The following is a 24,041-nucleotide window of genomic DNA, read 5'->3' as shown; positions in this document are numbered from 1 at the left end:
GGTAAGCTCACATCGACAGCCCACGAGGGAGCGTTTGCTCGGCATGGATTTGTACACCCCGATACTGGTACTCGGCGGAATCGCGGCGGTGTTCGCGGTCGGCTCGGTCGGCATTGCTCTGCTGGTCGGCCCGAGGCGCTATAACCACTCCAAACTCGAGGCCTACGAGTGCGGTATCGAACCAGTCCCAGAACTGGCCAGTGCCCACTCGGCGGGCCAGCGATTCCCGATCAAGTACTACCTGACCGCGATGTTGTTCATCATCTTCGACATCGAGATCGTCTTCCTCTATCCCTGGGCGGTCGCTTTCGACAATCTCGGACTGTTCGCGCTGGTAGAGATGCTTCTCTTCATGGTGGTGGTGTTCGTGGCCTACGCGTACGTCTGGCGGAGAGGTGGCCTGGCATGGGACTAGAAGAGAAACTGCCCGGCGGAATCATGCTGTCGACGGTCGAGAAGGTCGCCGGCTACATCCGAAAGGGCTCGCTGTGGCCCGCGACCTTCGGGCTGGCCTGCTGCGCGATCGAGATGATGGCGACGGCGGGTCCGCGGTTCGACATCTCGCGTTTCGGCATGGAGCGATTCTCGGCGACGCCACGGCAGGCCGATCTGATGATCGTCGCAGGTCGGGTGAGCCAGAAGATGGCTCCGGTGCTGCGCCAGATCTACGACCAGATGGCCGAGCCCAAGTGGGTGCTGGCGATGGGCGTGTGTGCCTCCTCGGGCGGGATGTTCAATAACTACGCGATTGTGCAGGGTGTGGACCACGTCGTACCGGTCGACATCTATCTACCCGGCTGCCCGCCGCGCCCGGAGATGCTGCTGCACGCAATCCTCAAGCTGCACGACAAGATTCAGGAGATGCCACTAGGTGTTCATCGCGAGGAGGCGATTCGCGAAGCCGAGAAGGCAGCCCTGTCGGTCACGCCGACCATCGAGCTCAAGGGTTTGCTGAGGTGACAGAACACAGCAACGGCACCGGTCACGGCCCACAGGCCGACATCGATCCGCCCGAGGTCATCGGTGTGCGCCGCGGCATGTTCGGCGCCCAGGGCTCCGGTGACACGTCGGGCTATGGCCGCCTCGTCCGGTCCGTCGCGCTGCCGGGCAGTTCGCCACGCCCCTATGGCGGGTTTTTCGACGAGGTGGTCGACACATTGGCCGCGGCATTGGGCGAGGACGGCTACGCGGAGTCGATCGAGCGGGTGGTGGTCTACCGCGATGAGCTGACGTTGGAGGTTCGGCGCGAGCAGCTGCCCGCGGTGGCCCAGGCGCTGCGTGATGATCCGGGCCTGCGGTTCGAACTGTGCCTGGGAGTCAGCGGCGTGCACTACCCCGACGACGAAGGACGCGAGCTGCATGCGGTGTATCCGCTGATGTCGATCACCCACAACCGTCGCATCCGCGTGGAAGTCGCCGCTGCCGACGCCGACCCCCACATCCCGTCGCTGTACGCGGTGTATCCGACCGTCGACTGGCACGAGCGCGAAACCTACGACTTCTTCGGCATCATCTTCGACGGCCATCCGGCGCTGACGCGCATCGAGATGCCCGACGACTGGGTAGGGCATCCGCAGCGCAAGGACTACCCGCTCGGCGGTATCCCCGTCGAGTACCACGGCGCTGAGATTCCGCCGCCCGATCAGCGGAGGTCATACAACTGATGAATTCACCTGACACCCCGCCCGACTCGGGCGGTACCGAAACGGTGGTCGTCGTCGGCGGACAGGACTGGGAACAGGTCGTGGAAGCCGCAAAACAAAGCGCGGCCTCCCACGCCGGGGAACGCATCGTGGTCAACATGGGCCCCCAGCATCCCTCCACCCACGGGGTGCTGCGCCTGATCCTGGAGATCGAGGGTGAGACGATCGTCGAGATCCGTTGCGGCATCGGCTATCTCCACACCGGCATCGAGAAGAACCTTGAGTTCCGCACCTGGACCCAAGGTGTCACCTTCGTCACCCGAATGGATTACCTGTCACCGCTTTTCAACGAAACGGTGTACTGCCTGGCTGTCGAGAAACTCCTCGGCGTCACCGACGACATCCCCGAACGCGCCAGCGTGATCCGCGTGATGATGATGGAACTCAACCGCATCTCCAGCCATCTGGTGGCCCTGGCCACCGGCGGTATGGAGCTGGGATCCATGGGCGCGATGTTCTACGGGTTCCGCGAGCGTGAGCAGATCCTGTCGCTGTTCGAGACCATCACTGGGCTACGGATGAACAACTCCTACATCCGTCCCGGCGGCGTGGCGATGGACCTGCCCGAAGAGGCCATCCCGCAGATCCGCGACATGCTCAAGCTGATGCCCAAGAGGCTCAAGGACCTCGAGGACCTGCTCTCGGAGAACTACATCTGGAAGGCGCGCACCCAGGGCATCGGCTATCTGGGTCTGGAAGGGTGCATGGCGCTGGGCATCACCGGCCCCTGCCTGCGCTCCACAGGCCTGCCCCATGACCTGCGTAAGTCGCAGCCCTACTGCGGGTATGAGACCTACGACTTCGATGTGATCACCGACGACGCGTGCGACTCGTATGGCCGCTACCTGATCAGGGTCAAGGAGATGCACGAGTCGTTGAAGATCATCGCGCAGTGCGTCGACCGACTCGACGTGCCCAATCCCGGACCCGTGATGATCCAGGACAAGAAGCTGGCCTGGCCGGCCGACCTGAAGCTCGGGCCCGACGGGCTCGGCAACTCCGAAGAACACATCGCCAAGATCATGGGCCACTCCATGGAGGGGCTGATCCACCACTTCAAACTCGTCACCGAAGGCATCCGCGTCCCCGCCGGGCAGGTTTACGTGGCGATCGAATCCCCGCGCGGCGAACTCGGAGTGCACATGGTCTCCGACGGCGGCACCCGCCCGTACCGCGTGCATTACCGGGATCCTTCGTTCAACAACCTGCAAGCCGTGGCCGCGATGTGCGAGGGCGGCATGGTCGCCGACGCGATCACCGCGGTGGCGTCCATCGACCCGGTGATGGGAGGCGTGGACAGGTGACTGTGTTCCTCGAGCTCGGTCAGCGCCCCGATGAGCCGGGCCCGCCGATTCACGGCGCCAAGATCTATCCGGCCGAGGTGGCCGCACGCCTGGCGGCAGACGCCGAGACGGTCATCGCCCGCTATCCGCAGAGCCGTTCGGCATTGTTGCCGCTGCTGCACCTCGTCCAGTCCGAAGACGGATGCCTGACACCCGCGGGTATCGCGTTCTGCGCCAAGCAGTTGGGGCTGACCGACGCCGAAGTCACCGCGGTGGCCACCTTTTACTCCATGTACCGCCGCACACCGACCGGTGAATACCTGGTCGGCGTCTGCACCAACACGCTGTGCGCCATCATGGGCGGCGACGCGATTCTCGAAGCGCTCGAAGACCACCTGGGCGTGCACGCCGGCCAGACCACCGAAGACGGCAAGGTCACCCTCGAGCACGTCGAGTGCAACGCCGCATGCGACTACGCACCGGTCGTCATGGTCAACTGGGAGTTCTTCGACAACCAAACACCGTCATCGGCCCGCGACCTCGTCGACGGCTTACGCGACGGCAAACCGCCCATGCCGACGCGCGGCGCGCCCCTGTGCAACTTCAAAGAGACTGCGAGAGTCCTTGCAGGCCTGCCCGATCCGCAGGCAGCCGCCGCGCAGACCCCGACCGGGGACGCGACCCTGGCCGGGCTGCGGATCGCCAAGGAACGTGGCATGGAGGCGCCCGCGGCCGACGCGGCGACGGACTCCCACAGCGGGCCTGACGACGAGAAGGTCGCGACCGAGGCGACGAAGGATCAAGCGGCGCCCGCACCGTCCGCCGACGTGCCGGCCCAGCCGAACGAGCCCGAAACCGACCCGGACGCAACGGAATCGAAGACATGACACCACTGACTCCCGTTTTGAGCCGGTTCTGGGACGAGCCGGAACCCTGGTCGATGGACACCTACCGCCGGTATGACGGCTACCAGGCACTCGACAAAGCGCTCAAGATGGACCCCGACGACCTCATCGCCACCGTGAAGGATTCGGGCCTGCGGGGGCGCGGCGGCGCAGGCTTCCCGACGGGCACCAAATGGTCGTTCATCCCGCAGGACGACACCGGCGCCGGCGCCAAGCCGCACTACCTCGTCGTCAACGCAGACGAGTCCGAACCCGGTACGTGCAAAGATATTCCGCTGATGCTGACAACCCCGCACTTCCTGGTGGAGGGCGTCATCATTGCGTCGTACGCGATCCGCGCGCATCACGCGTTCATCTACGTCCGCGGCGAGGTGGTGCCGGTACTTCGGCGACTGCAGGCCGCGGTGGCCGAGGCGTACGAGGCCGGCTATCTGGGAACGAACATCCTCGACTCGGGCTTCGATCTGGAACTGATTGTGCACGCCGGAGCGGGCGCTTACATCTGCGGTGAGGAGACAGCGCTGCTGGACTCCCTGGAGGGCCGTCGCGGGCAGCCGCGCCTGCGTCCGCCGTTCCCCGCCGTCGCCGGTCTGTACGCCTCACCGACGGTGGTCAACAACGTCGAATCCATCGCCAGCGTGCCGCCCGTGCTGCTCAACGGAGTGGACTGGTTCCGGTCGATGGGAACCGAGAAGTCCCCGGGCTTCACGCTGTACTCGCTGTCCGGTCACGTCACCACCCCCGGCCAGTACGAGGCGCCGCTGGGCATCACGATGCGCGAACTGCTCGACTACGCAGGTGGTGTCCGGGCCGGCCACAGTCTCAAGTTCTGGACGCCCGGCGGTTCGTCCACACCGCTGCTGACCGACGAACACCTCGACGTGCCACTGGATTACGAAGGCATGGCCAGGGTCGGAACGATGCTGGGCACCAAGGCGCTGCAAGTGTTCGACGAAACCACCTGCGTCGTCCGCGCGGTGCGCCGCTGGACCCAGTTCTACGCACACGAATCGTGCGGCAAGTGCACACCGTGCCGGGAGGGCACCTACTGGCTGGCGCAGATCTATGCACGACTGGAGACCGGCACGGGCACCGAAGCCGACATCGAGAAGCTGTTGGACATCGCCGACAACATCAATGGGAAGTCGTTCTGCGCTCTGGGTGACGGCGCGGCAGCGCCCATCCTGTCGTCGATCAAGTTCTTCCGCGACGAGTACTACCAGCATCTGTCCGGCGGCTGCCCGTTCGATCCGCATGCCTCGGCTCTGATGGCAACGGAAGGGGTGGGGGTCTAGATGACCGTGACCGAACCGGCCAACGACGCCCCGCCCGTCGAAATGGTGAACCTCACCATCGACGGTGCGGAGGTCAGTGTCCCCAAGGGCACCTTGGTGATTCGCGCGGCCGAGCTGATCGGCATCCAGATCCCACGGTTCTGCGACCACCCGCTGCTCGACCCCGTCGGCGCGTGCAGGCAGTGTCTGGTCGAGGTCGAAGGCCAGCGCAAGCCCATGGCCTCGTGCACCATCACGTGCACACCCGACATGGTGGTGAAGACCCAGCTGACGTCGGAGTCCGCGGACAAGGCGCAGCAAGGTGTCATGGAACTCCTGCTGATCAACCACCCACTCGACTGCCCGGTGTGCGACAAAGGCGGCGAGTGTCCGCTCCAGAACCAGGCGATGTCCAACGGCCGTCCCGAAACTCGCTTCGAGGACGTCAAACGCACCTTCCCGAAACCGATCAACATCTCGTCGGAGGTGCTGCTCGACCGGGAACGCTGCGTGCTGTGCGCGCGCTGCACCCGCTTCTCCGAACAGATCGCCGGCGACCCGTTCATCGATCTGCTCGAACGCGGTGCGCTGCAACAGGTCGGCATCGCCCCCGGCGAACCGTTCCAGTCGTACTACTCCGGCAACACCGTCCAGATCTGCCCGGTCGGTGCCCTCACCAGTGCGGCCTACCGCTTCCGCGCCCGGCCGTTCGACCTGGTGTCCAGCCCCAGCGTGTGTGAACACTGCGCAGACGGGTGTGCCGAACGAACCGATCACCGCCGCGGAAAGGTCATGCGCCGGTTGGCCGGTGACGACCCGGAAGTGAACGAGGAATGGAACTGCGACAAGGGACGGTGGGCGTTCACCTACGCGACCCTGGGCGATCGCATCACCACCCCCCTGGTGCGCGAGGACGGTGAGCTTCGACCGGCGTCGTGGTCGGAGGCCATCAGCGTGGCATGCGCGGGGCTGGCCGCGGCACGCGGCAACGCCGGAGTACTGGTCGGCGGGCGACTGACCGTCGAGGACGCCTACGCGTACTCGAAGTTCGCCCGAATGGTGCTTGACACCAACGACATCGACTTCCGGGCCCGCGCGCACAGTGCGGAAGAGGAGGAGTTCCTCGCCGCGCACATCGCAGGTCGGCCGATGACCGTGACCTACGCCGACCTGGAGAACGCACCCGCGGTGCTGCTGGCCGGGTTGGAGCCTGAAGAAGAATCACCGATTGTGTTCCTGCGCCTGCGTAAAGCCGTCCGCAAGCACGGGTTGCAGGTGAAGTCGATCGCGCCGTTCGCCACCCGGTCGCTGGGCAAGCTGCGGGGCGAACTGATCGCCACGGTGCCCGGCGGTGAAGGCGCCGCACTCGACGCGCTTGCCGATGACGCTCAGCTGAAACTGCCCGGTGCCGTCATCGTGGTCGGTGAGCGGCTGGCCACCTCACCCGGGGCGCTCTCCGCAGCGGGCAAACTGGCCGCCGCGACCGGTGCTCGACTGGCGTGGATACCGCGACGGGCCGGTGAGCGGGGCGCGCTGGAGGCGGGTGCGCTGCCCGGCCTGCTGCCCGGTGGCCGACCGGTCAGCGATACCGCGGCCCGCGAGCAGACCGCCGCCGGTTGGCACGTCGGTGAGCTACCGAGCACCCGCGGCCGCGACACCGCGGGCATTCTGGACGCGGCCCGCAAGGGTGAGCTGGGTGCCCTTCTGGTCGGCGGCGTCGAGCTTGCCGACCTGCCCGACCCGGACGCGGCCCTGGCAGCGATCGACGCAGCGCCGTTCGTGGTGAGCCTCGAGCTGCGCGAGAGTGACGTCACCGAACGCGCCGACGTGGTCTTCCCGATCGCGCCGGTCGTCGAGAAGGGCGGAGCGTTCATCAACTGGGAGGGCCGGATTCGCCCGTTCGAACCCGCGCTGCAAACCAACGCCACCCCCGACCGGCGGGTCCTGCAATTCCTCGCCGACGAGCTCGGCGTCGATCTCAACATGCCGACCGCACTGGCCGCGGGTGAGGAGTTGGCGCAGCTCGGATTGTGGGCGGGCGAGCGGACGGGCGCACCGACGGTGTCGTCGTCGCAGCCCGAAAAGCCCGGCGAAGGCCAGGCGCTGCTCGCCGGTTGGCGCATGCTGCTCGACGACGGACGCCTGCAGGACGGTGAACTGCATCTCGCGGGCACCGCCCGCCAACCGGTCACTCGGATGTCGGCGGCCACGGCGGCCGGAATCGGCGCTGCGGACGACGATCTGGTGACCGTGCGCACCGAACGCGGTGAAGTCACGCTGCCACTCGTGATCACCGAGATGCCCGACAGCACCGTGTGGCTGCCGATGAACTCACCCCAGTCGGCGGTGTACCGGCAGCTCGGCGTGACCACCGGAACCGTCGTCTCGATCGAACGGGCTTCGATATGACCTACCCCGACCCCACGCTCTTCGGGCACGACCCGTGGTGGCTGATCCTGCTGAAAGCCCTGGGAATCTTCGTATTCCTGATGTTGTCCTTGCTGGTGGCGATCCTGGTGGAACGCAAGATCCTCGGCTATATGCAGATGCGGCCCGGCCCCAACCGTGTCGGTCCGTGGGGCCTGCTGCAATCGCTGGTCGACGGCGTCAAGCTGGCCCTCAAGGAGGGGCTCATCCCCGCAGGCGTCGACAAGTTCATCTATCTGGCGGCGCCCGTCATCTCGGTGGTCCCGGCGTTCATCGCGTTCTCCGTGATCCCGATGGGCGGCGAGGTGTCGATCTTCGGACATCGCACCGCGCTACAGCTGACCGACATGCCGATGGCCGTGCTGTTCGTGCTCGCCGCGACGTCGATCGGGGTGTACGGAATCGTATTGGCGGGCTGGGCTTCCGGTTCCACCTATCCGCTGTTGGGTGGTATTCGATCGAGCGCACAGGTGATCTCCTATGAGATCGCGATGGCCCTGTCGTTCGTCGCGGTCTTCATATACGCGGGCACGATGTCGACATCGGGCATCGTCGCCGCACAGCAGGGTCTATGGTTCATCTTCCCGTTACTGCCGTCGTTCTTTATCTATCTGATCTCGATGGTCGGCGAAACCAACCGCGCGCCTTTCGATCTGCCCGAGGCAGAAGGGGAACTGGTCGGCGGATTCCATACCGAGTACTCATCGATCAAGTTCGCGATGTTCATGCTCGCCGAATACGTCAATATGTTTACGGTGTCGGCGTTGGCGACGACGTTGTTCTTCGGCGGGTGGCATGCGCCTTGGCCGATCAACATGTGGGACGGCGCGAACACCGGCTGGTGGCCGCTGCTGTGGTTCGTCGCGAAGGTATGGGGCTTCATGTTCATATTCTTCTGGCTACGAGGAACGCTGCCCCGCATGCGCTACGACCAGTTCATGGCGCTGGGCTGGAAGATCCTGATTCCGATCTCGCTGGCCTGGATCGTGATCGTGTCGTCCGCCCGCGGCCTGCGCAACCAGGGCGTCGATCAACTGACCACCTACCTGATCACTATCGCCGTGGCGGTCGGACTGCTGGTGCTGTTCGCGTTGTGGAGAACCATGCGCGCCAGAAACATTCGGAAGATCCCTGAGCCGACGATGGAGCCGGGCATATTCCCCGTACCACCGCTGCCCACCAAGGAGATGGCTTCAAAGGAGAAGACGCATGCCTAAGTTCCTCGACGCGATCGCAGGGTTCGGGGTCACGTTTTCCACGATGTTCAAGAAGCGGATCACCGAGGAGTACCCGGAGAAGCCGGGCCCGGTCGCCAAGCGCTACCACGGGCGGCACCAACTCAACCGCTACGCCGACGGGCTGGAGAAATGCATAGGCTGTGAGTTGTGCGCGTGGGCCTGTCCGGCCGACGCGATCTTCGTCGAGGGCGCGGACAACAAAGAGGACGAACGGTTCTCCCCCGGTGAGCGTTACGGCCGCGTGTACCAGATCAACTACCTGCGCTGCATCGGCTGCGGGCTGTGCATCGAGGCGTGCCCGACCCGGGCACTGACGATGACCAACGAGTACGAAATGGCCGACGACAACCGCGCCGACTTGATCTGGGGCAAGGACAAACTCCTCGCCCCGCTGAAGTCCGGCATGCTTCCGCCGCCACATCCGATGGCGCCGGGTAGCACCGACGAGGACTATTACCGCGGCAACATCAAGCCCGTCGCCGAGGATGTGACGTGACACTGGAGTTCCTCGCGTCAGCGACCGCCGACGTCGCCGGTCACACCTCCACCACCGAAGCGGTGCTGTTCTGGGTACTGGGTACCGTCGCGGTCGCTGGGGCGATCGGCGTGGTCGCCGCACCGAAGGCGGTGTACTCGGCCATGTTCCTGGCCACCACGATGATCGTGCTCGCCGTCTTCTACATCGCACAGGACGCGCTGTTCCTCGGCGTCGTGCAAGTAGTCGTCTACACCGGCGCGGTGATGATGCTGTTCCTGTTCGTGCTCATGCTCATCGGCGTCGACACGTCGGAGTCTCTGGTCGAAACGATTCGGGGACAACGCATTGCGGCGATGGTGGTCGGTCTGGGCTTCGGCATTCTGCTCATCGCGGGCATCGGCAGCGTCTCGGTGGGCGGCTTCGTCGGTCTGACGCAGGCCAACGCCGGCGGCAACGTCCAGGGCCTGGCCGTCCTCATCTTCACCGAGTACCTGTGGGCGTTCGAGCTGACCGGCGCACTGCTGATCACCGCCGCCCTCGGCGCGATGGTGCTGGCACACCGCGAACGCTTCGAACGACGCAAGACCCAGCGCGAGCTGGCGCAGGAGCGTCTCCAGCCGGGCGGACACCCGACGACATTGCCCAACCCCGGTGTCTACGCACGCAACAACGCCGTCGACATGGCCGCCCGTCTTCCCGACGGTTCGGCGTCCGAGTTGTCGGTCAGCGCGCTCCTGCAGAAGCGAACCGTGACCAGCGACGGTGGTGACGACAAGTGAACCCCGACAACTACCTGTACCTGTCGGCGTTGTTGTTCACCATCGGCGCATCCGGAGTGCTGTTGCGCCGCAACGCCATCGTCATGTTCATGTGCGTCGAGCTGATGCTCAACGCCTGCAACCTGGCCTTCGTGACGTTCTCACGCATGCACGGGCATCTCGATGGCCAAATGGTCGCCTTCTTCACCATGGTGGTCGCCGCCTGTGAGGTGGTGATCGGGTTGGCCATCATCATGACAATCTTCCGCACCCGCCGTTCGGCCTCGGTCGACGACGCCAGTCTGCTGAAACACTAAGGCGCGATGACGATTCCAGTGTGGCTCACTATCGCCCTGCCGCTGGCGGGCGCGACGATACTTCTGTTGGGCGGACGGCGCACGAACGGCTGGGGCCACCTGCTGGGCACCGCGGCCTCACTCGGCTCGTTCGTGGTCGGCGCGATGCTGTTCAGCGACATGCTCGGCCGCGACGCCGAACATCGCACCGTTCACGAGGCGTTGTTCAGCTGGGTGCCGGTGGCCGGCCTGCAGGTCGATTTCGGGCTGCACCTCGACCAGCTGTCGATGTGCTTCGTGCTGCTGATCACCGGCGTCGGCTCGCTGATCCACATCTACTCCATCGGCTACATGGCCGAAGATCCCGAGCGGCGGCGCTTTTTCGCCTACCTCAACTTGTTCCTGTCGGCGATGCTGCTGCTGGTGCTTGCCGACAACTATTTGGGTCTGTACGTCGGCTGGGAGGGCGTGGGTCTCGCGTCGTATCTGCTGATCGGGTTCTGGCAGCACAAGCCGTCGGCGGCGACCGCGGCGAAGAAAGCGTTCGTCGTCAACCGTGTCGGTGACATCGGCCTGGCGATCGCGCTGATGGTGATGTTCGCCTACATCGGATCCATCTCCTTCGAGGGCGTCTTCGCCGCCGCACCGGACGTCGGCGAGGGCGTGCTCACCGCCATCGGCCTGCTGCTCCTGCTGGCCGCCTGTGGCAAGTCCGCGCAGGTGCCCCTGCAGTCCTGGCTCGGGGACGCGATGGAGGGTCCGACGCCGGTGTCGGCCCTCATCCACGCCGCGACGATGGTGACCGCGGGCGTCTACCTCATCGTGCGATCCGGCCCGGTCTTCGACCTCGCACCGAATGCGCAACTGGGCGTCGTGATCGTCGGCGCGGTGACACTGCTGTTCGGCGCGATCGTCGGATGCGCCAAAGACGACATCAAGAAAGCGCTTGCCGCATCGACGATGTCGCAGATCGGCTACATGGTGCTGGCGGCCGGCCTCGGACCGGCCGGCTACGCCTTCGCGATCATGCACCTGCTCACCCACGGCTTCTTCAAGGCGGGCCTCTTCCTCGGTGCAGGCTCGGTGATGCACGGTATGAACGACGAGGTCAACATGCGCCGTTACGGCGGCCTGCGCAAGGCGCTGCCGATCACCTTCGCGACGTTCGGCCTCGGCTACCTGGCGATCATCGGCGTTCCCCCGCTGGCCGGCTTCTTCTCCAAGGACGGCATCATCGAGGCGGCCCTCGGCGCGGGCGGGGTCAAGGGCTACATCCTCGGCGGCGCGGCGATCCTCGGCGCGGGCATCACCGCGTTCTACATGACCCGGGTGATGCTGATGACGTTCTTCGGCGAAAAGCGTTGGGTTTCCGAGGCGAGCGAAGCGACGGCGGGTCAACTAGTCGCACATCCGCACGAATCGCCGAAAGTGATGACGTGGCCGATGATCCTGCTGGCTGTCGGCTCCGTGGGTTCGGGCGCCGCGTTCGCGATCGGCGGCACGCTGGAGCACTGGCTGGAGCCCGTCGTCGGCACCCATGAGATTCACCATGTCGCACCGGTCTGGGTGGTCACCACCGTGATCCTGGCCGTCGTGGCCGTCGGCATCGTGATCGCCTACCGGATGTACGGCACGCGCGAGATTCCCGTCGAGGTGCCCGCCGGTTCGGCGCTCACCGGCGCGGCACGCAGGGACCTCTACGGCGACGCGCTCAACGAAGAGTTGTTCATGCGGCCGGGTCAGCTGGTCGCCAAGGGGTTGGTCGAAATCGACGATGAGGTAGTGGACGGCGCGGGAACCGGATTGGCGGCGTTGGTGTCCCGGTCGTCGGGGCGCTTGCGATTAGCGGAGACCGGCTACGCGCGTTCCTACGCGTTGACGATGCTGGTCGGCGCTTTCCTGGTCGTCGGCGCGATCCTGGCGGTGCAACTGTGGTGACCTCATTGCCGTGGCTGACGGTGCTGTGGGCCGTGCCGATGGTCGGTGCCGCGATCGTGATCCTGCTGCCCGCGTCGCTGCGCGCGGCCTCCAAGTGGTTGGCGCTGGTCGTCTCGGTGGTGGTGCTGGCCATCACGGTGCTGCTCGCGGTCAACTTCGATCCAGCCGGTGACCAGTACCAGTTCGTCGAATCCCATAAGTGGATACCGTCGTTCGGCACCGGCTACATCCTCGGCCTGGACGGCATCGCACTGGCGATCGTTGCCCTCACCGCGGTGCTGGTGCCGCTGCTGCTGATCGCCGGCTGGAACGACGTCAGCGACCAGGCCGCCTGGGGCGGACGCTCCACCCACGCATATTTCGCGCTCACGCTGGCCGTCGAGGGCATGGTCATCATGTCGCTCGTCTCGCTGGACATCCTGCTGTTCTACGTCTTCTTCGAGGCGATGCTGATCCCGATGTACTTCCTCATCGGTGGCTTCGGTGGCGAGGGCAGATCCAAGGCGGCGGTGAAGTTCCTGCTGTACAACCTGTTCGGCGGTCTGGTCATGCTGGCCGCGGTGATCGGCCTTTACGTGGTGACCGCGGGCAGCGACGCCTTCGACGCGGGCACGTTCGACTTCCGCTTGATCGTCGACGCGGTGTCCAGCGGCGAGTTCGTCGTCAATCCGGCCGTGATGAATCTGCTGTTCCTCGGCTTCATGTTCGCGTTCGCGGTGAAGGCTCCGCTATGGCCCTTCCACCGCTGGCTGCCCGACGCCGCGGTCGAGGCCACGCCCGCCAGCGCCGTGCTGATGATGGCGATCATGGACAAGGTCGGCACGTTCGGCATGCTGCGGTACTGCCTGCAGTTGTTCCCCGACTCGGCAACGTATTTCCGGCCGATAATCATCACGCTGGCCGTGATCGGCATCGTCTACGGGGCCATCGTCGCAATCGGCCAGACCGACGTGATGCGCCTGATCGCCTACACGTCGATCTCCCACTTCGGCTTCATCATCCTCGGCATCTTCGTGATGACCAGCCAGGGCCAGTCCGGGTCGACGCTGTACATGGTCAACCACGGCCTGTCGACGGCGGCGCTGTTCCTGATCGCGGGATTCCTGGTGTCGCGCAGGGGCAGTCGCCTCATCGAGTCGTACGGCGGGGTGCAGAAGGTCGCACCCATCCTCGCCGGCACCTTCCTGGTGTCGGGGCTGGCGACCCTGTCACTGCCGGGTCTGGCACCGTTCATCAGCGAATTCCTGGTGCTGGTCGGCACGTTCACCCGCTACCCGGCGTTCGCGGTGTTCGCGTCGACCGCGCTGGTGCTGTCCGCGGTCTACATCCTCTGGATGTACCAGCGGATGATGACTGGGCCCGTCAAGGACGGCAACGACAAGATCCGCGATCTCGTCCCACGCGAAATCCTGGTCGTCGCACCGCTTATCGCGCTGCTGATCGTACTGGGCGTCTATCCCAAACCCGCGCTGGACGTGATCAACCCGGCGGTCACGCACACGTTGACCACAATCGATCAACCTGACCCGGTTCCTCAGTTCGCAGAAGGGCCGACGCGATGAATCTGCCCACGCCCGTCGTCGAATACGACCTGCTGTCCCCGATGCTGATCGTGTTCGGCGTGGCCATCCTCGGCGTGCTCGTCGAGGCGTTTCTGCCGCGCCAGCGCAGGTACGCCGCTCAGCTCATGCTGTGCCTCGGCGGCCTGATCGCCGCGCTGGTCGCCGTCGTGATGCTGGCCCGCGATCTGCACGGCACGATCGGCCACTCCGCGGTCATGGGCGCCGTCGTCATCGACAAGCCGGCGTTGTTCCTCCAGGCCACGATCCTGCTCGTCGGGGTGCTGGGCATCCTGCTCATCGCCGAACGTCAGATCGGGACAGACACGGACGGCGGCAACGGAGCTCGGGGGTTGGACGGGTTCACGCCGCAGGCGTCCGCGATACCCGGCTCGGTGGCCGAGCAGCTCGTCACCAAGGCCGGGGTGATCCAGACCGAGGTGTTTCCGCTGACCATGTTCGCCATCGGCGGCATGCTGCTGTTCCCCGCCGCCGACGACCTGCTGACGATGTTCATCGCGCTCGAGGTGCTGTCGCTGCCCCTGTATCTGCTGTGCGGTCTCGCCCGTCGCAACCGTCTGCTCTCGCAGGAAGCCGCGCTAAAATACTTTCTGCTCGGCGCCTTTTCGTCGGCATTCTTCTTGTTCGGCGCCGCAATGCTGTACGGCTACTCGGGGACCCTGGACCTCCGTGAGATCGCCGCGGTCGTGTCCGCCGGGTCCGGGAAGACGTCACTGGCCCTGCTCGGTACGGCGATGCTGCTAGTGGGAGTGCTGTTCAAGGTCGGCGCCGTGCCTTTCCACTCGTGGATCCCCGACGTGTACCAGGGCGCTCCGACGCCGATCACCGCGTTCATGGCCGCCGCCACCAAGATCGCCGCCTTCGGTGCGATGCTGCGGGTGTTCTACGTCGCGCTGCCCGAACTGCGCGATGACTGGCGGCCGGTGCTGTGGGCGATCGCGATACTGACGATGGTCGTCGGCACTGTCACCGCCATCACGCAGACCGACGTGAAGCGCATGCTGGCCTACTCGGCGGTGGCGCATACCGGGTTCATCCTCACCGGTGTGATCGCCGAGAACGAGTCCGGCCTGTCGTCGACCCTGTTCTATCTGTTCGCCTATGGATTCAGCACCGTCGGCGCCTTCGCCGTGGTGAGCCTGGTCCGAAATTCTGCGGGTGAAGAAGACACCGCGATGGCGCGCTGGGCGGGGCTCGGCAGACGGTATCCCGTCGTGGCGGTGGTGTTCTCGCTGTTCCTGCTGGCGTTCGCGGGTATCCCCTTGACGAGCGGGTTCGTCAGCAAGTTCGCGGTCTTCAAGGCCGCGGGCGAAGGCGGCGCGATACCACTGGTCATCGTCGGCGTGCTCGCCAGCGCCGTCGCCGCGTACTTCTATGTGCGGGTCATCGTGTTGATGTTCTTCACCGACCCGCCCGACGACGCACCGACCGTCGTGGTGCCCAGCGTGCTCAGCACCGCCGTTGTCACCGTCACCGCCGCCGTCACGTTCGCCCTCGGCGCCCTGCCGCAGCCGCTGCTGGATCTGGCCAACACCGCCAACCAGTTCCTGCGCTAGCGCGTCACGGCAGCAGCCCGACTTGACGGTAGGCGGATTCGAGGTAGCGCCGCATCTGCCGAGCACTGGGCGGATTGGGCTGCAGCACACGATAAGTGACGGCGCCCGCGAGCATATCGACGAGCACGTCGAGGTCGGCGTCGGGTGGAACCGAGCCTTCGCTTTGAGCCCGCTGGAGCATCGCGATCGCCAATGTGCGGCGGGGACCGACGTAGTGGTCCCAGTACGTCTGCATCAACAAGGGATGCGTCACCGCAGAGCCGTAGATCTGCGCGACGAGCGCGCGGAACATCGCGTCGGCGGCGGTGCGCGCGGCGGCATCGATGTTGCGGCGGATCAGCTCCTGTGGTCTGACGGCGTCGATCTCGTCGCGAGACGGCCATTGCACTCCGGTGACGACAAACGCCTCGATCGCATCCGCGACGAGTTGCTCCTTACTCGACCAGCGACGGTAGACAGTCGGCTTTCCGACGCCCGCGCGCTTGGCGACCTGTTCGATGCTCATCCCCGCGATGCCATGTTCGATGAACGAGTCCAGCGCGGCGGTCATGATCGCCTTGTCCAGTGCGGGGTCGCGCGGCCGGCCGCGCGCAGCCGTTGTCATCGAACGCATCCGCTTCTCAGAGCGGACCGCAGCCAACGTGCCAACGCGTCGCGATCATCACCACGCCAAGCCAAGTGGCCATCCGGACGCACCAGCCAGCTGTCGTGATCTACACTGCGCAACAAGGCAATTCGATCTCCTAAGTGTGCACGGGCGGTCTGCAGCAGCGACTCGTCGGCGCTGAGCAGCGCCCACCGTCCACGCAACTCCACATAGAGGCGTGTTGACGCACCGTCAGCGCGGAAGCAGTCCCGGTCGGCAACGCGGTCTCCCGGTCCGGGCTTTTCTGTCAGCTTCCCTTTCAAGAGGGAAGTTTCGGCCAGCGGACCCCGTCGGTAGCTCACCCACAGCTGCGAGGCTCGAAAGGTGACCAACCGTTGAAGGGCGGGAATCTTGAAGATGGGCGCGACGACCCGATCGCGGATGAAGCGCCCGATACGGCTTTGGGCCACATTGATCCGCGTGACCGCGCTGGTGCCGCGTAACACCTCGGTGGCCAGCGGCCGACGCTCTAATTCATAGGTGTCGAGCAGCGCCACGTCGGCGCGGCCGTCGACGACGAGGGCGAGCTTCCACGCGAGGTTCTCCACGTCACCGAGCCCTGTGAGCATGCCTTGCCCGCCGAACGGGGCGTGGATATGGCCCGCATCTCCGGCGATCAGCACCCGGCCACGCCGATATGTGTCGGCCAGCCCTCGGTGCACGGTGAACATCGACAACCAATGGGCGTCGAGAACACGAACGTCACGGCCGGTCCGCTCGGGGAGAATCTGCACGAGTCGAGCAAGGATTTCCGATTCGCTCGGCTTGTCGGCCTGCTGACCAGGATCGTAGGCGAAGACACGCCACAGCCCCCCGGGCATCGGCATCACGCCGATCAATCCGCTCGGGTGGATCCAGCCAGTGGTGCCCGAGCGATCCAGATCCCAATCCAATGCGACGTCGGCAAGCAGGAAACGCTCGCTGATCTTCACCCTGGGGAAGCCGATACCGGCGAGCCCGCGGGTGGCGCTGGCCGCGCCGTCGCAGCCCACCAGCCATGCCGTAGTCGTCTCCTCGTCGCCGATGGTCGCGACCACACCGGAAGCGTGTTGTCGCATGCCGACCAGCGGTGTGCCCCACTCGATCGTGCCGCCGAGTTCGGCGAGCCGGCTCCGCAGCGTTGCCTCGACCTCGGCCTGCGAGATCACCATCGGTGGAGCGGCCGTCTTCATACCTGGGTCGCCGAAGCGGATCCGCCCAATCGGCTTGTCGCCCAAGAAGTTGGTGATCTGCATGGCGCGCACCGAGCGCTGCGGTAGATCACCGAGTGCATCGAGTCGGTCGAGCACCTCCGATCCACGCGCATGCAGGAAGTTCGCCCGTGACGTCGTCGCAGGTCCGTCGGACTTGTCTACTACCCGGACGGCTATGCCGTGTTGCAATAGGGCACACGCCAGGCCCAAGCCCGCCGGACCGGCTCCCACCACCAACACCTGCTCCATCGGACAACCTCTCTACAATTACGAAACGGATGCGTAATGCAATGTACTCTTTTTGAATCGCAGCCCGCTACATTCGTGTCATGACCACCGCCCCGCTCGTTCTCGTCACCGACCACGGTCCGGTGCGCGTGCTGACGCTCAACCGCCCCGAAGCCCGAAATGCCCTGAGCCGCGACCTAATCCGCGCGACGTACGCCGCGTTGACCGACGCCGACGCCGACGATTCGGTGCGCGCCGTCGTACTCACCGGCGCCGACCCGGCATTCTGCGCGGGCGTCGACCTCAAGGAGGCGCAGCGCGACGGCACCGAGTACTTCGCGGAATTCCGGTCGCACAGCTGCATCGAGGCCACCGGGAGAATGCGCACCCCGATCATCGCCGCGATCAACGGGGCGGTGTTCACCGGTGGCCTGGAAATGGCGCTCGGCTGCGACTTTCTCATCGCATCCGAGCGGGCGGTGTTCGCCGACACGCACGCCCGCGTCGGCATCCTGCCCGGCGGCGGAATGACGGCACGCCTGCCCCAGCTCGTCGGCCTCGGGATGGCCAGGCGCCTTTCGATGACCGGCGAAGTCATCGATGCGGCGCGCGCCGAGCGCATCGGCCTGGTGACCGAGGTCGTCCCCCACGACCGTCTTCTCGACCGGGCGCTGGAGCTGGCGTCGCAGATCGCCGAGGTCCCCGGCCCAACGATGCTGGGGCTCAAGGAGATCTACACGACGGGTGCGGCCGCCGTCATCGATCCGGCGCTGGCGGCAGAAGACAGCATCGCGAACGCGCAGAGCCGCGATTCCCGGGACTTCGCTGGTCTCGGCGATCGGTTCCGCGCGGTGACCGAGCGCAACAAGGGCCAGATAGAGAGCTAGCGCGATCGCTTGAGAATGAACTCGACCGTGCGGCGACCGTTGAACTCCGGCCGCGGCTCGGTCGTCATGTCCACCTGCCGGTTCAGCCACGCCTGCTATGCGACCACACCGTGGACGACGATCGCGGTGGTCTGGTCAACCCAGTCGGCCCCGAGAGGTTCGTCGGGCCACAACAACATCCGCAGCAGGGTGGCACCGCCGATCACCTCGACGAGCCTGTCCGGGTCGATGTCGGCATGTACCTCGCCGCGCACGACGGCGTCGGCCAATCGGGTACGCACTGCGGCGTACGCACCCGTGAAGCGAGCCATGACACGGGCGTTGAGATCGGCGTCGGCGGACATGTCGGAGATCAGTCCAGGCAGCGCGGCGCGTACCAGCGGGCTGGTGAACACCTCTCGGGTGGCGTCGATCATCGCGCGGAGGTCGGCGGTGATGTCTCCGGGCGGCGTCTCGATCGCCGTGGGTGCTGCGGGAAAGGCCGCCTCGTGCACCAGCTCCGCCTTACTCGACCATCGCCGGTACAAGGCCGTCTTGGTGGTGCCCGCCCGCTCGGCGACGGCGGCCATTGTGAGATTCGAATAGCCAATTTCCACAAGTAGTTCGGCGGTGGCGCGAAGTATGGCAGCGTCAATGCGTGGATCGCGGGGCCGCCCGGCGCCCGGGGTCTTGTCAACGATCGACGCGTCTGATTTCATATCGCTACGGATCGTATCGTAATTATCGGCCGAAGGAACAGTTCTGATGCCAAGCGAACCGGCTGTCGAAGACATCAGCCGTCTAGAACACTCAAGCCGCGACCTGACCGCGCTACCCGAGGTGATGTCGCAATGGCTGTCGACGGTGATGCCCGGCGGCGCCGTTCCCGAGATCACCGTGGAAAGCGGGGTGGACTCCAACGGAATGTCGTCGGAGACCATCATCCTGACCGGCCGCTGGGACGAAGACGGCGAACGCCGCGAGCAGAAGTTCGTAGCCCGGGTCGCCCCCGCCGAGCAGGACGTTCCGGTGTTCTCGTCGTACCGCATGGACCATCAGTTCGACGTCATCCGAATCGTCGGCGAGAAGACCGACGTGCCGGTGCCCCCGGTGCGCTGGCTGGAAGCCACCGGCTCGGTCCTTGGGACGCAGTTCTTCCTGATGGACTACGTCGACGGACGCGTGCCACCCGATGTGATGCCATATACGTTCGGCGGCAACTGGTTTGCCGATGCCTCCTACGAGAACCAGCGCGAACTGCAGGACAGCACCGTCGAGGTGATCGCCAAGCTGCATGCCATCCCCGAGCCGGCAAAGGTGTTCGACTTTCTCGACGACGGGTCGGAGCCGAATGCGTTGCGCCGCAACTTCAACTGGTTGAAGTCCTGGTACCAGTTCGCGGTTCCCGACATCGGCACCTCATCGCTGGTGGAGCGCTCCCTCGAGTGGCTGGAGGCGAACTGGCCCGAGGACGTCGCCGCCAACGATCCCGTTCTGGTGTGGGGCGACTCGCGCATCGGCAACGTGCTCTATGACGGGTTCAAACCAACCGCCGTACTCGACTGGGAGATGGCCACGCTTGGTCCGCGCGAAATGGACGTCGCATGGATTATCTTCGCTCACATGGTCTTTCAGGAGCTGGCCGGACTGGCGGGCCTGCCCGGACTGCCGGACGTCATGCGCGAAGAGGACGTCCGCGCCGTCTACTCCCAGCACAGCGGCGTCGAGCTGGGCGACCTGAAATGGTTCTACGTGTACTCCGGCGTGATTTGGTGCTGCGTATTCATGCGGACCACCGCGCGGCGGGTCCGCTTCGGCGAGATGGAAGCACCCGAGGCCATCGAATCGCTGTTCTACCACGGCTCTGTACTCAAACGACTCATTGGAGATGACGCCTGATGCTCGGCCCCACCGACGAATTTCCGATCCACCAGATCCCGCAACCCATTTCGTGGCCAGGAGCGTCTGACCGGAACTTCTACGACCGCTCCTATTTCAACGCTCACGATCGCACCGGCGACATCTTCCTTATCACCGGCATCGGTTACTACCCCAACCTCGGCGTCAAGGACGCGTTCGTCCTCGTCCGCCGCGGCGACACCCAGACTGCCGTCCATCTGAGCGACGGCATCGACTCCGACCGGCTGAACCAGCATGTGCTGGGCTACCGCGTCGAGGTCAGCGAACCGCTGCACAAGTTGCGGATCATCCTCGAGGAGACCGACGGCATCGCCGTCGACCTCACCTGGAACGGGCTTTTCGACGTGATCCAGGAACAGCGCCACGTGCTTCGGTCGGGGACGCGCGTGACGCTGGATGCGCAGCGGTTCGCCCAGGTCGGCAGTTGGGCCGGATCGATCGCCATCGACGGCGATGAGATCAAGGTCGATCCCGATGTGTGGATCGGCAGCCGTGATCGCTCTTGGGGTATCCGGCCGATCGGTGAGGCCGAACCCGCGGGGCGGCCGGCGGATCCGCCCTTCGAGGGCATGTGGTGGCTGTACGTGCCGATGGCGTTCGACGACTTCGCGATCTGCCTGATCATCCAGGAGGAGCCCAACGGGTTTCGCAGCCTCAACGATGTCACCCGGATCTGGCGCGACGGGCGGGTGGAGCAGATGGGCTGGCCCAGAGTCAAGATCCACTACACGTCGGGCACGCGGATTCCGACCGGTGCGACCATCGATGCCACCGCGGCGGACGGCTCCGCCGTGCGCTTCGCCGTGGAGTCCAAGCTGCCGGTGCCGATCCACGTCGGCGGCGGCTACGGCGGTGACTCCGACTGGATTCACGGCATGTGGAAGGGCGACAAGTTCACCGAGCGCCTGACCTACGACATGACCGATCCGGCGATCGTCGGACGGGCGGGCTTCGGCGTCATCGACCACGTCGGGCGCGCCGTGTGCACCGAGAACGGCAAGTCCGTCGAGGGCTGGGGCCTGTTCGAGCACGGTGCGCTGGGCCGGCACGACCCGTCGGGCTTCGCCGACTGGCTCACCGTCGCCCCGTAACTGGCGAATCGGGCGCGCTAACCGACCGCCGCGGTTGATTAGCGCGCCAAATTCGCAATGAAGAGGGCGGCCGCGGCGACGGCTTCGACCAGAAAGTAGAACCAGTTCGGATAGAACGCCGTTCGGTCGTCGAGCACCGCTGACACCAGGCGGCCGAACGCCATGCCGGCCAGCGCGGCGCCGACGGTGATCACGATGCCCGTACGAATGGCGCCGCCGGCGACCGCCGCGTATCCGAGCACGCCTGCGATCGCGAGCCCGAACCCGCCGTAGACCGCGCGGACCTCCGAGCGCGCCGCCGCCGACCCGAGGGCGATCCCGAACGGGCGGATGATCGCGTCCGGGACCGCGAGCGCGTAGCAGCCCATGCCCGCGAAGAACACGCCGATTACGGCGATGACCGCGATCGTCACGGTAGCCTCCTGTGCGGTTGACCTAGGAGATCAGCATGACGGCAGGGACGGCGGCGGCGCTTCCACAAACGTGCTGCCCCACGGTCTGGCTGTGGCCGGGCCAAGCGCTGTACGCCGGTCCGAGCCTGAACCTGGAACCCCATTCGGGGTCGGTCTGGTGCTTCGCCGTCGGTATCGAGGGACCGCTGGCGGTGACGGTGCCGGGGGGACGCACCCGCGAAGGACCCAGCCTGCTCATCCCTCCGCGGCTGACACACCAGCTGACGTGCCTGGGCAGCGGGCTGGTCTCCTGCTATCTGGAACCGACATCTTTTCGCGCCGAGTCCTGCCGGAGCCGGATGTCGCAGTGGGCCGGTGACATCGGGGGCGCCCACGGTGCCGAGCCCGAGCTGACGTTCACTCCGGCCGACGACGAAAGCGCTTGCCACTGGCTCGACTTGGCAGCACCAGCCGCGCAGCGGGAAATCGATGCACGCATCGCGGCCGCAGCGCGCCGGATCCGTACGGACCCTGCGACGGCAGTCCCGTCGCGCGAACTCGCCGCCGAAGCCGGGCTCTCAGAGTCGCGGTTCCTCCACCTGTTCCGCGACGAGCTGGGAACGAGCCTGCGGCGCTACCGGATCTGGGTGCGGCTCATGCATGCCGGCACCGCGATCGCGGGCGGCGCCAACCTGACCGATGCCGCGATGAAGTCCGGCTTCGCGAGTCCGTCGCATCTCGCCGACCGCTTCAAGTCGACGTTCGGGCTCTCGGCTAGCCGACTGCTTCAGACTGGGCTGCAGGTGCGGACGCCGTAGTCGCGCGGCCGAACACCATTGATTCCTCGATGTCCTCCAACCGTTTGCCGATGGCGTCCCGCAGATAGTTGTGCGTCACCGCCCACGGCCGCTCGACGCCCGACTTCGGCAGCACATTCGGTGCTCGCTGGACGTAGCCCGATGTGAGGTTGAATACCGGCTGCTCGGGCATGTGGACGTCGCCGAGATGAGGGTAGGCATGCGTGTAGCCGTGGGAGTCCATGTACGCCAACAGCTTCGCGACCGATCGCGCCGTCATGTCAGCGCCCAACGTCCACGACGCGTTCGAGTATCCGAAGCACCAAGCCGCATTCGGCACGTCCTCGAGGAGGTGACGCCGGAACGCGAACCGGTCGTGCGGGTCGATCTTCTCACCGTCGATGCTGACCGTGACGCCACCGAGCGCCTGCAGCTGAATGCCGGTCGCGGTGATGATCACGTCGGCATCGATGCGTCGACCCGATCTCAGCACGATGCCGGAGGCGTCCACATGGTCGATCTGATCGGTCACGACATCGACGTCATCCCTGCCCACAGCCTGGTAGAAATCGCCGTTGAGGATGAAGCACAGCCGCTGATCCCACGGGTTGTAGGGCGGCGTGAAATGGGTGTCGATGTCGTAACCCGCGGGCAGGTACTTCTCCGCGTCCCTGCGCAGCAGACGCTTACTGAATTCGGGCGCCTTTCGTGCGACCAGCCAGAGCACCGAGCCGAACAATGACAAGATCACGCGCGCCACCGCATGGGAAACTCTGCGCGGCAGCACTTTCCGGATGCCGTTGATCACGGGCTGTACTCGCTGCAGTGACATCAGGTATGACGGCGTGCGCTGCAACATGGTGACGTGCGCGGCCCCCTCGGCCAGCGACGGGATCATGCTGATGGCCGTCGCGCCGCTGCCGATGACCACCAATCGCTTGCCCGTGTAGTCGAATCCTTTGGGCCAGTGCTGGGGATGCACGACATCGCCCGTGAAATCCTCGATACCGGGGAAGGGTGGTGTGTAGGGCTCGTCGTAGTTGTAATAGCCGCTGGCGAAGAACAGGAACCGTCCGCGGTACGTCCTCGGCTCGCCGTTCTGTTCCGTCTGCACGGTCCAGGTGTCGCCGGCTGAATCCCAGTCGGCGGAGATGACGTGGGTGTTGAAACGGATGTGCTCGTCGATGCCGTGCTTGCGTGCCGCGTCGGCCATGTACTGCCAGATGTCGCCGCCGTCGGCGATCATCTCCTCGCGCGTCCACGGCTCCCAGGGAAAGCTCAGTGTGAAGATGTCACTGTCGGATCGAATGCCCGGATACTGGAACAGGTCCCACGTGCCGCCGAGGCGCTCACGCCGCTCCAGGATCGTGTAGCTCAGGTTGGGGTTCTCCTCGCGGATGCGGTAGGCCGCTCCGATGCCGGAGAAACCCGCACCGATGATCAGCACGTCGCTGTAGTCAGTCATGGCGAAC

At 65.6% G+C, this 24,041-nt stretch carries 23 protein-coding genes; 18 read left to right on the top strand and 5 right to left on the bottom strand.

Annotated elements, in window-relative coordinates; translation table 11 throughout:
* Positions 1-43: 43 nt before the first annotated feature.
* From BST47_RS25565 to nuoN, 14 genes are read left to right on the top strand one after another with little or no spacing between them, the layout of a single operon-like run.
* Positions 44-415: an NADH-quinone oxidoreductase subunit A gene (locus tag BST47_RS25565; RefSeq protein ID WP_083128522.1), complete on the top strand. Its 372-nt coding sequence runs from the start codon at positions 44-46 to the stop codon at positions 413-415.
* A complete protein-coding gene (locus BST47_RS25560; RefSeq protein WP_014208709.1) occupies positions 406-960 on the top strand; it encodes a NuoB/complex I 20 kDa subunit family protein in 555 nt (184 codons plus the stop codon). Before BST47_RS25565 ends, BST47_RS25560 begins: the two co-directional genes overlap by 10 nt.
* Positions 957-1,664 (top strand): NADH-quinone oxidoreductase subunit C, encoded by a 708-nt coding sequence (locus BST47_RS25555; protein WP_083128519.1) that lies wholly within the window; start codon positions 957-959, stop codon positions 1,662-1,664. The genes BST47_RS25560 and BST47_RS25555 overlap by 4 nt, the downstream gene beginning before the upstream one ends.
* Positions 1,664-3,007 carry an NADH dehydrogenase (quinone) subunit D gene (gene nuoD / locus BST47_RS25550; RefSeq protein ID WP_083128517.1) on the top strand — a complete coding sequence of 448 codons (1,344 nt, stop codon included), beginning with the start codon at positions 1,664-1,666 and terminating at the stop codon, positions 3,005-3,007. The genes BST47_RS25555 and nuoD overlap by 1 nt, the downstream gene beginning before the upstream one ends.
* A complete protein-coding gene (nuoE, locus tag BST47_RS25545) occupies positions 3,004-3,873 on the top strand; it encodes an NADH-quinone oxidoreductase subunit NuoE (protein WP_083128503.1) in 870 nt (289 codons plus the stop codon). The genes nuoD and nuoE overlap by 4 nt, the downstream gene beginning before the upstream one ends.
* Positions 3,870-5,186, top strand: coding sequence for an NADH-quinone oxidoreductase subunit NuoF (nuoF, locus tag BST47_RS25540; protein WP_083128488.1), 1,317 nt, complete (start codon positions 3,870-3,872; stop codon positions 5,184-5,186). The genes nuoE and nuoF overlap by 4 nt, the downstream gene beginning before the upstream one ends.
* Positions 5,187-7,574 (top strand): NADH-quinone oxidoreductase subunit G, encoded by a 2,388-nt coding sequence (locus BST47_RS25535; protein WP_083128485.1) that lies wholly within the window; start codon positions 5,187-5,189, stop codon positions 7,572-7,574.
* Entirely contained in the window at positions 7,571-8,809 is a 1,239-nt protein-coding gene (nuoH, locus tag BST47_RS25530) for an NADH-quinone oxidoreductase subunit NuoH (RefSeq protein ID WP_083128482.1), read from the top strand. Before BST47_RS25535 ends, nuoH begins: the two co-directional genes overlap by 4 nt.
* A complete protein-coding gene (gene nuoI, locus BST47_RS25525) occupies positions 8,802-9,326 on the top strand; it encodes an NADH-quinone oxidoreductase subunit NuoI (RefSeq protein WP_083128481.1) in 525 nt (174 codons plus the stop codon). Before nuoH ends, nuoI begins: the two co-directional genes overlap by 8 nt.
* Positions 9,323-10,087 (top strand): NADH-quinone oxidoreductase subunit J, encoded by a 765-nt coding sequence (locus tag BST47_RS25520; protein ID WP_083128480.1) that lies wholly within the window; start codon positions 9,323-9,325, stop codon positions 10,085-10,087. The genes nuoI and BST47_RS25520 overlap by 4 nt, the downstream gene beginning before the upstream one ends.
* Positions 10,084-10,383 (top strand): NADH-quinone oxidoreductase subunit NuoK, encoded by a 300-nt coding sequence (nuoK, locus tag BST47_RS25515; protein ID WP_083128479.1) that lies wholly within the window; start codon positions 10,084-10,086, stop codon positions 10,381-10,383. The genes BST47_RS25520 and nuoK overlap by 4 nt, the downstream gene beginning before the upstream one ends.
* Positions 10,384-10,389: 6 nt before the next feature.
* Complete coding sequence (gene nuoL, locus BST47_RS25510) at positions 10,390-12,300, top strand: NADH-quinone oxidoreductase subunit L (RefSeq protein ID WP_083128478.1); 1,911 nt, start codon at positions 10,390-10,392, stop codon at positions 12,298-12,300.
* A complete protein-coding gene (locus BST47_RS25505; RefSeq protein ID WP_083128477.1) occupies positions 12,294-13,862 on the top strand; it encodes an NADH-quinone oxidoreductase subunit M in 1,569 nt (522 codons plus the stop codon). Before nuoL ends, BST47_RS25505 begins: the two co-directional genes overlap by 7 nt.
* Entirely contained in the window at positions 13,859-15,436 is a 1,578-nt protein-coding gene (nuoN, locus tag BST47_RS25500; protein WP_083128476.1) for an NADH-quinone oxidoreductase subunit NuoN, read from the top strand. The genes BST47_RS25505 and nuoN overlap by 4 nt, the downstream gene beginning before the upstream one ends.
* A 4-nt stretch (positions 15,437-15,440) precedes the next feature.
* Here nuoN and BST47_RS25495 read toward each other — a convergent pair whose 3' ends face one another.
* Both BST47_RS25495 and BST47_RS25490 read right to left on the bottom strand, forming a co-directional pair.
* Entirely contained in the window at positions 15,441-16,040 is a 600-nt protein-coding gene (locus BST47_RS25495; RefSeq protein WP_083128475.1) for a TetR/AcrR family transcriptional regulator, read from the bottom strand.
* Complete coding sequence (locus BST47_RS25490) at positions 16,037-17,524, bottom strand: FAD-dependent monooxygenase (protein WP_083128474.1); 1,488 nt, start codon at positions 17,522-17,524, stop codon at positions 16,037-16,039. The genes BST47_RS25495 and BST47_RS25490 overlap by 4 nt, the downstream gene beginning before the upstream one ends.
* Positions 17,525-17,604: 80 nt before the next feature.
* Here BST47_RS25490 and BST47_RS25485 point away from each other — a divergent pair, with 80 nt between their 5' ends.
* On the top strand, positions 17,605-18,390 hold the full coding sequence (locus BST47_RS25485) for an enoyl-CoA hydratase (RefSeq protein WP_083128473.1): 786 nt from the start codon (positions 17,605-17,607) through the stop codon (positions 18,388-18,390).
* Between the two features lie 95 nt (positions 18,391-18,485).
* On the opposite strand, the gene BST47_RS25480 is transcribed toward BST47_RS25485, so the two are convergent.
* Complete coding sequence (locus tag BST47_RS25480; RefSeq protein ID WP_083128472.1) at positions 18,486-19,088, bottom strand: TetR/AcrR family transcriptional regulator C-terminal ligand-binding domain-containing protein; 603 nt, start codon at positions 19,086-19,088, stop codon at positions 18,486-18,488.
* A 46-nt stretch (positions 19,089-19,134) separates the two neighbouring features.
* On the opposite strand from BST47_RS25480, the gene BST47_RS25475 reads away from it, so the two are divergent.
* Both BST47_RS25475 and BST47_RS25470 read left to right on the top strand, forming a co-directional pair.
* Positions 19,135-20,268 (top strand): phosphotransferase family protein, encoded by a 1,134-nt coding sequence (locus BST47_RS25475; RefSeq protein WP_083128471.1) that lies wholly within the window; start codon positions 19,135-19,137, stop codon positions 20,266-20,268.
* Positions 20,268-21,380, top strand: a complete 1,113-nt coding sequence (locus BST47_RS25470; protein ID WP_083128470.1) for an Rv3169 family protein — start codon at positions 20,268-20,270, stop codon at positions 21,378-21,380. Before BST47_RS25475 ends, BST47_RS25470 begins: the two co-directional genes overlap by 1 nt.
* A gap of 38 nt (positions 21,381-21,418) precedes the next feature.
* Here BST47_RS25470 and BST47_RS25465 read toward each other — a convergent pair whose 3' ends face one another.
* On the bottom strand, positions 21,419-21,793 hold the full coding sequence (locus BST47_RS25465) for a DUF4345 family protein (protein WP_107529094.1): 375 nt from the start codon (positions 21,791-21,793) through the stop codon (positions 21,419-21,421).
* 35 nt (positions 21,794-21,828) lie between these two features.
* Here BST47_RS25465 and BST47_RS30360 point away from each other — a divergent pair, with 35 nt between their 5' ends.
* Positions 21,829-22,590 (top strand): helix-turn-helix domain-containing protein, encoded by a 762-nt coding sequence (locus tag BST47_RS30360; RefSeq protein WP_107529093.1) that lies wholly within the window; start codon positions 21,829-21,831, stop codon positions 22,588-22,590.
* Here BST47_RS30360 and BST47_RS25460 read toward each other — a convergent pair.
* A complete protein-coding gene (locus tag BST47_RS25460) occupies positions 22,547-24,034 on the bottom strand; it encodes a flavin-containing monooxygenase (protein WP_107529092.1) in 1,488 nt (495 codons plus the stop codon). The genes BST47_RS30360 and BST47_RS25460 overlap by 44 nt on opposite strands.
* Positions 24,035-24,041: the final 7 nt, after the last annotated feature.

The sequence above is a fragment of the Mycolicibacterium tusciae genome, assembly GCF_002086795.1.
Lineage (GTDB): Bacteria > Actinomycetota > Actinomycetes > Mycobacteriales > Mycobacteriaceae > Mycobacterium > Mycobacterium tusciae.
Note: the sequence above shows the minus strand (reverse complement) of the source record. Positions and strands in the feature narration are given on the sequence as shown.

What these genes read in the sequence shown, in the direction of transcription:
- BST47_RS25565 (WP_083128522.1), top strand. Translation starts at nt 44, where the DNA reads ATGGATTTGTACACCCCGATACTGGTACTCGGCGGAATCGCGGCGGTG.
- BST47_RS25560 (WP_014208709.1), top strand. Translation starts at nt 406, where the DNA reads ATGGGACTAGAAGAGAAACTGCCCGGCGGAATCATGCTGTCGACGGTC.
- nuoD (WP_083128517.1), top strand. Translation starts at nt 1,664, where the DNA reads ATGAATTCACCTGACACCCCGCCCGACTCGGGCGGTACCGAAACGGTG.
- nuoF (WP_083128488.1), top strand. Translation starts at nt 3,870, where the DNA reads ATGACACCACTGACTCCCGTTTTGAGCCGGTTCTGGGACGAGCCGGAA.
- BST47_RS25535 (WP_083128485.1), top strand. Translation starts at nt 5,187, where the DNA reads ATGACCGTGACCGAACCGGCCAACGACGCCCCGCCCGTCGAAATGGTG.
- nuoH (WP_083128482.1), top strand. Translation starts at nt 7,571, where the DNA reads ATGACCTACCCCGACCCCACGCTCTTCGGGCACGACCCGTGGTGGCTG.
- nuoI (WP_083128481.1), top strand. Translation starts at nt 8,802, where the DNA reads ATGCCTAAGTTCCTCGACGCGATCGCAGGGTTCGGGGTCACGTTTTCC.
- nuoL (WP_083128478.1), top strand. Translation starts at nt 10,390, where the DNA reads ATGACGATTCCAGTGTGGCTCACTATCGCCCTGCCGCTGGCGGGCGCG.
- nuoN (WP_083128476.1), top strand. Translation starts at nt 13,859, where the DNA reads ATGAATCTGCCCACGCCCGTCGTCGAATACGACCTGCTGTCCCCGATG.
- BST47_RS25495 (WP_083128475.1), bottom strand. Translation starts at nt 16,040, where the DNA reads ATGACAACGGCTGCGCGCGGCCGGCCGCGCGACCCCGCACTGGACAAG.
- BST47_RS25490 (WP_083128474.1), bottom strand. Translation starts at nt 17,524, where the DNA reads ATGGAGCAGGTGTTGGTGGTGGGAGCCGGTCCGGCGGGCTTGGGCCTG.
- BST47_RS25485 (WP_083128473.1), top strand. Translation starts at nt 17,605, where the DNA reads ATGACCACCGCCCCGCTCGTTCTCGTCACCGACCACGGTCCGGTGCGC.
- BST47_RS25480 (WP_083128472.1), bottom strand. Translation starts at nt 19,088, where the DNA reads ATGAAATCAGACGCGTCGATCGTTGACAAGACCCCGGGCGCCGGGCGG.
- BST47_RS25475 (WP_083128471.1), top strand. Translation starts at nt 19,135, where the DNA reads ATGCCAAGCGAACCGGCTGTCGAAGACATCAGCCGTCTAGAACACTCA.
- BST47_RS25470 (WP_083128470.1), top strand. Translation starts at nt 20,268, where the DNA reads ATGCTCGGCCCCACCGACGAATTTCCGATCCACCAGATCCCGCAACCC.
- BST47_RS30360 (WP_107529093.1), top strand. Translation starts at nt 21,829, where the DNA reads ATGACGGCAGGGACGGCGGCGGCGCTTCCACAAACGTGCTGCCCCACG.
- BST47_RS25460 (WP_107529092.1), bottom strand. Translation starts at nt 24,034, where the DNA reads ATGACTGACTACAGCGACGTGCTGATCATCGGTGCGGGTTTCTCCGGC.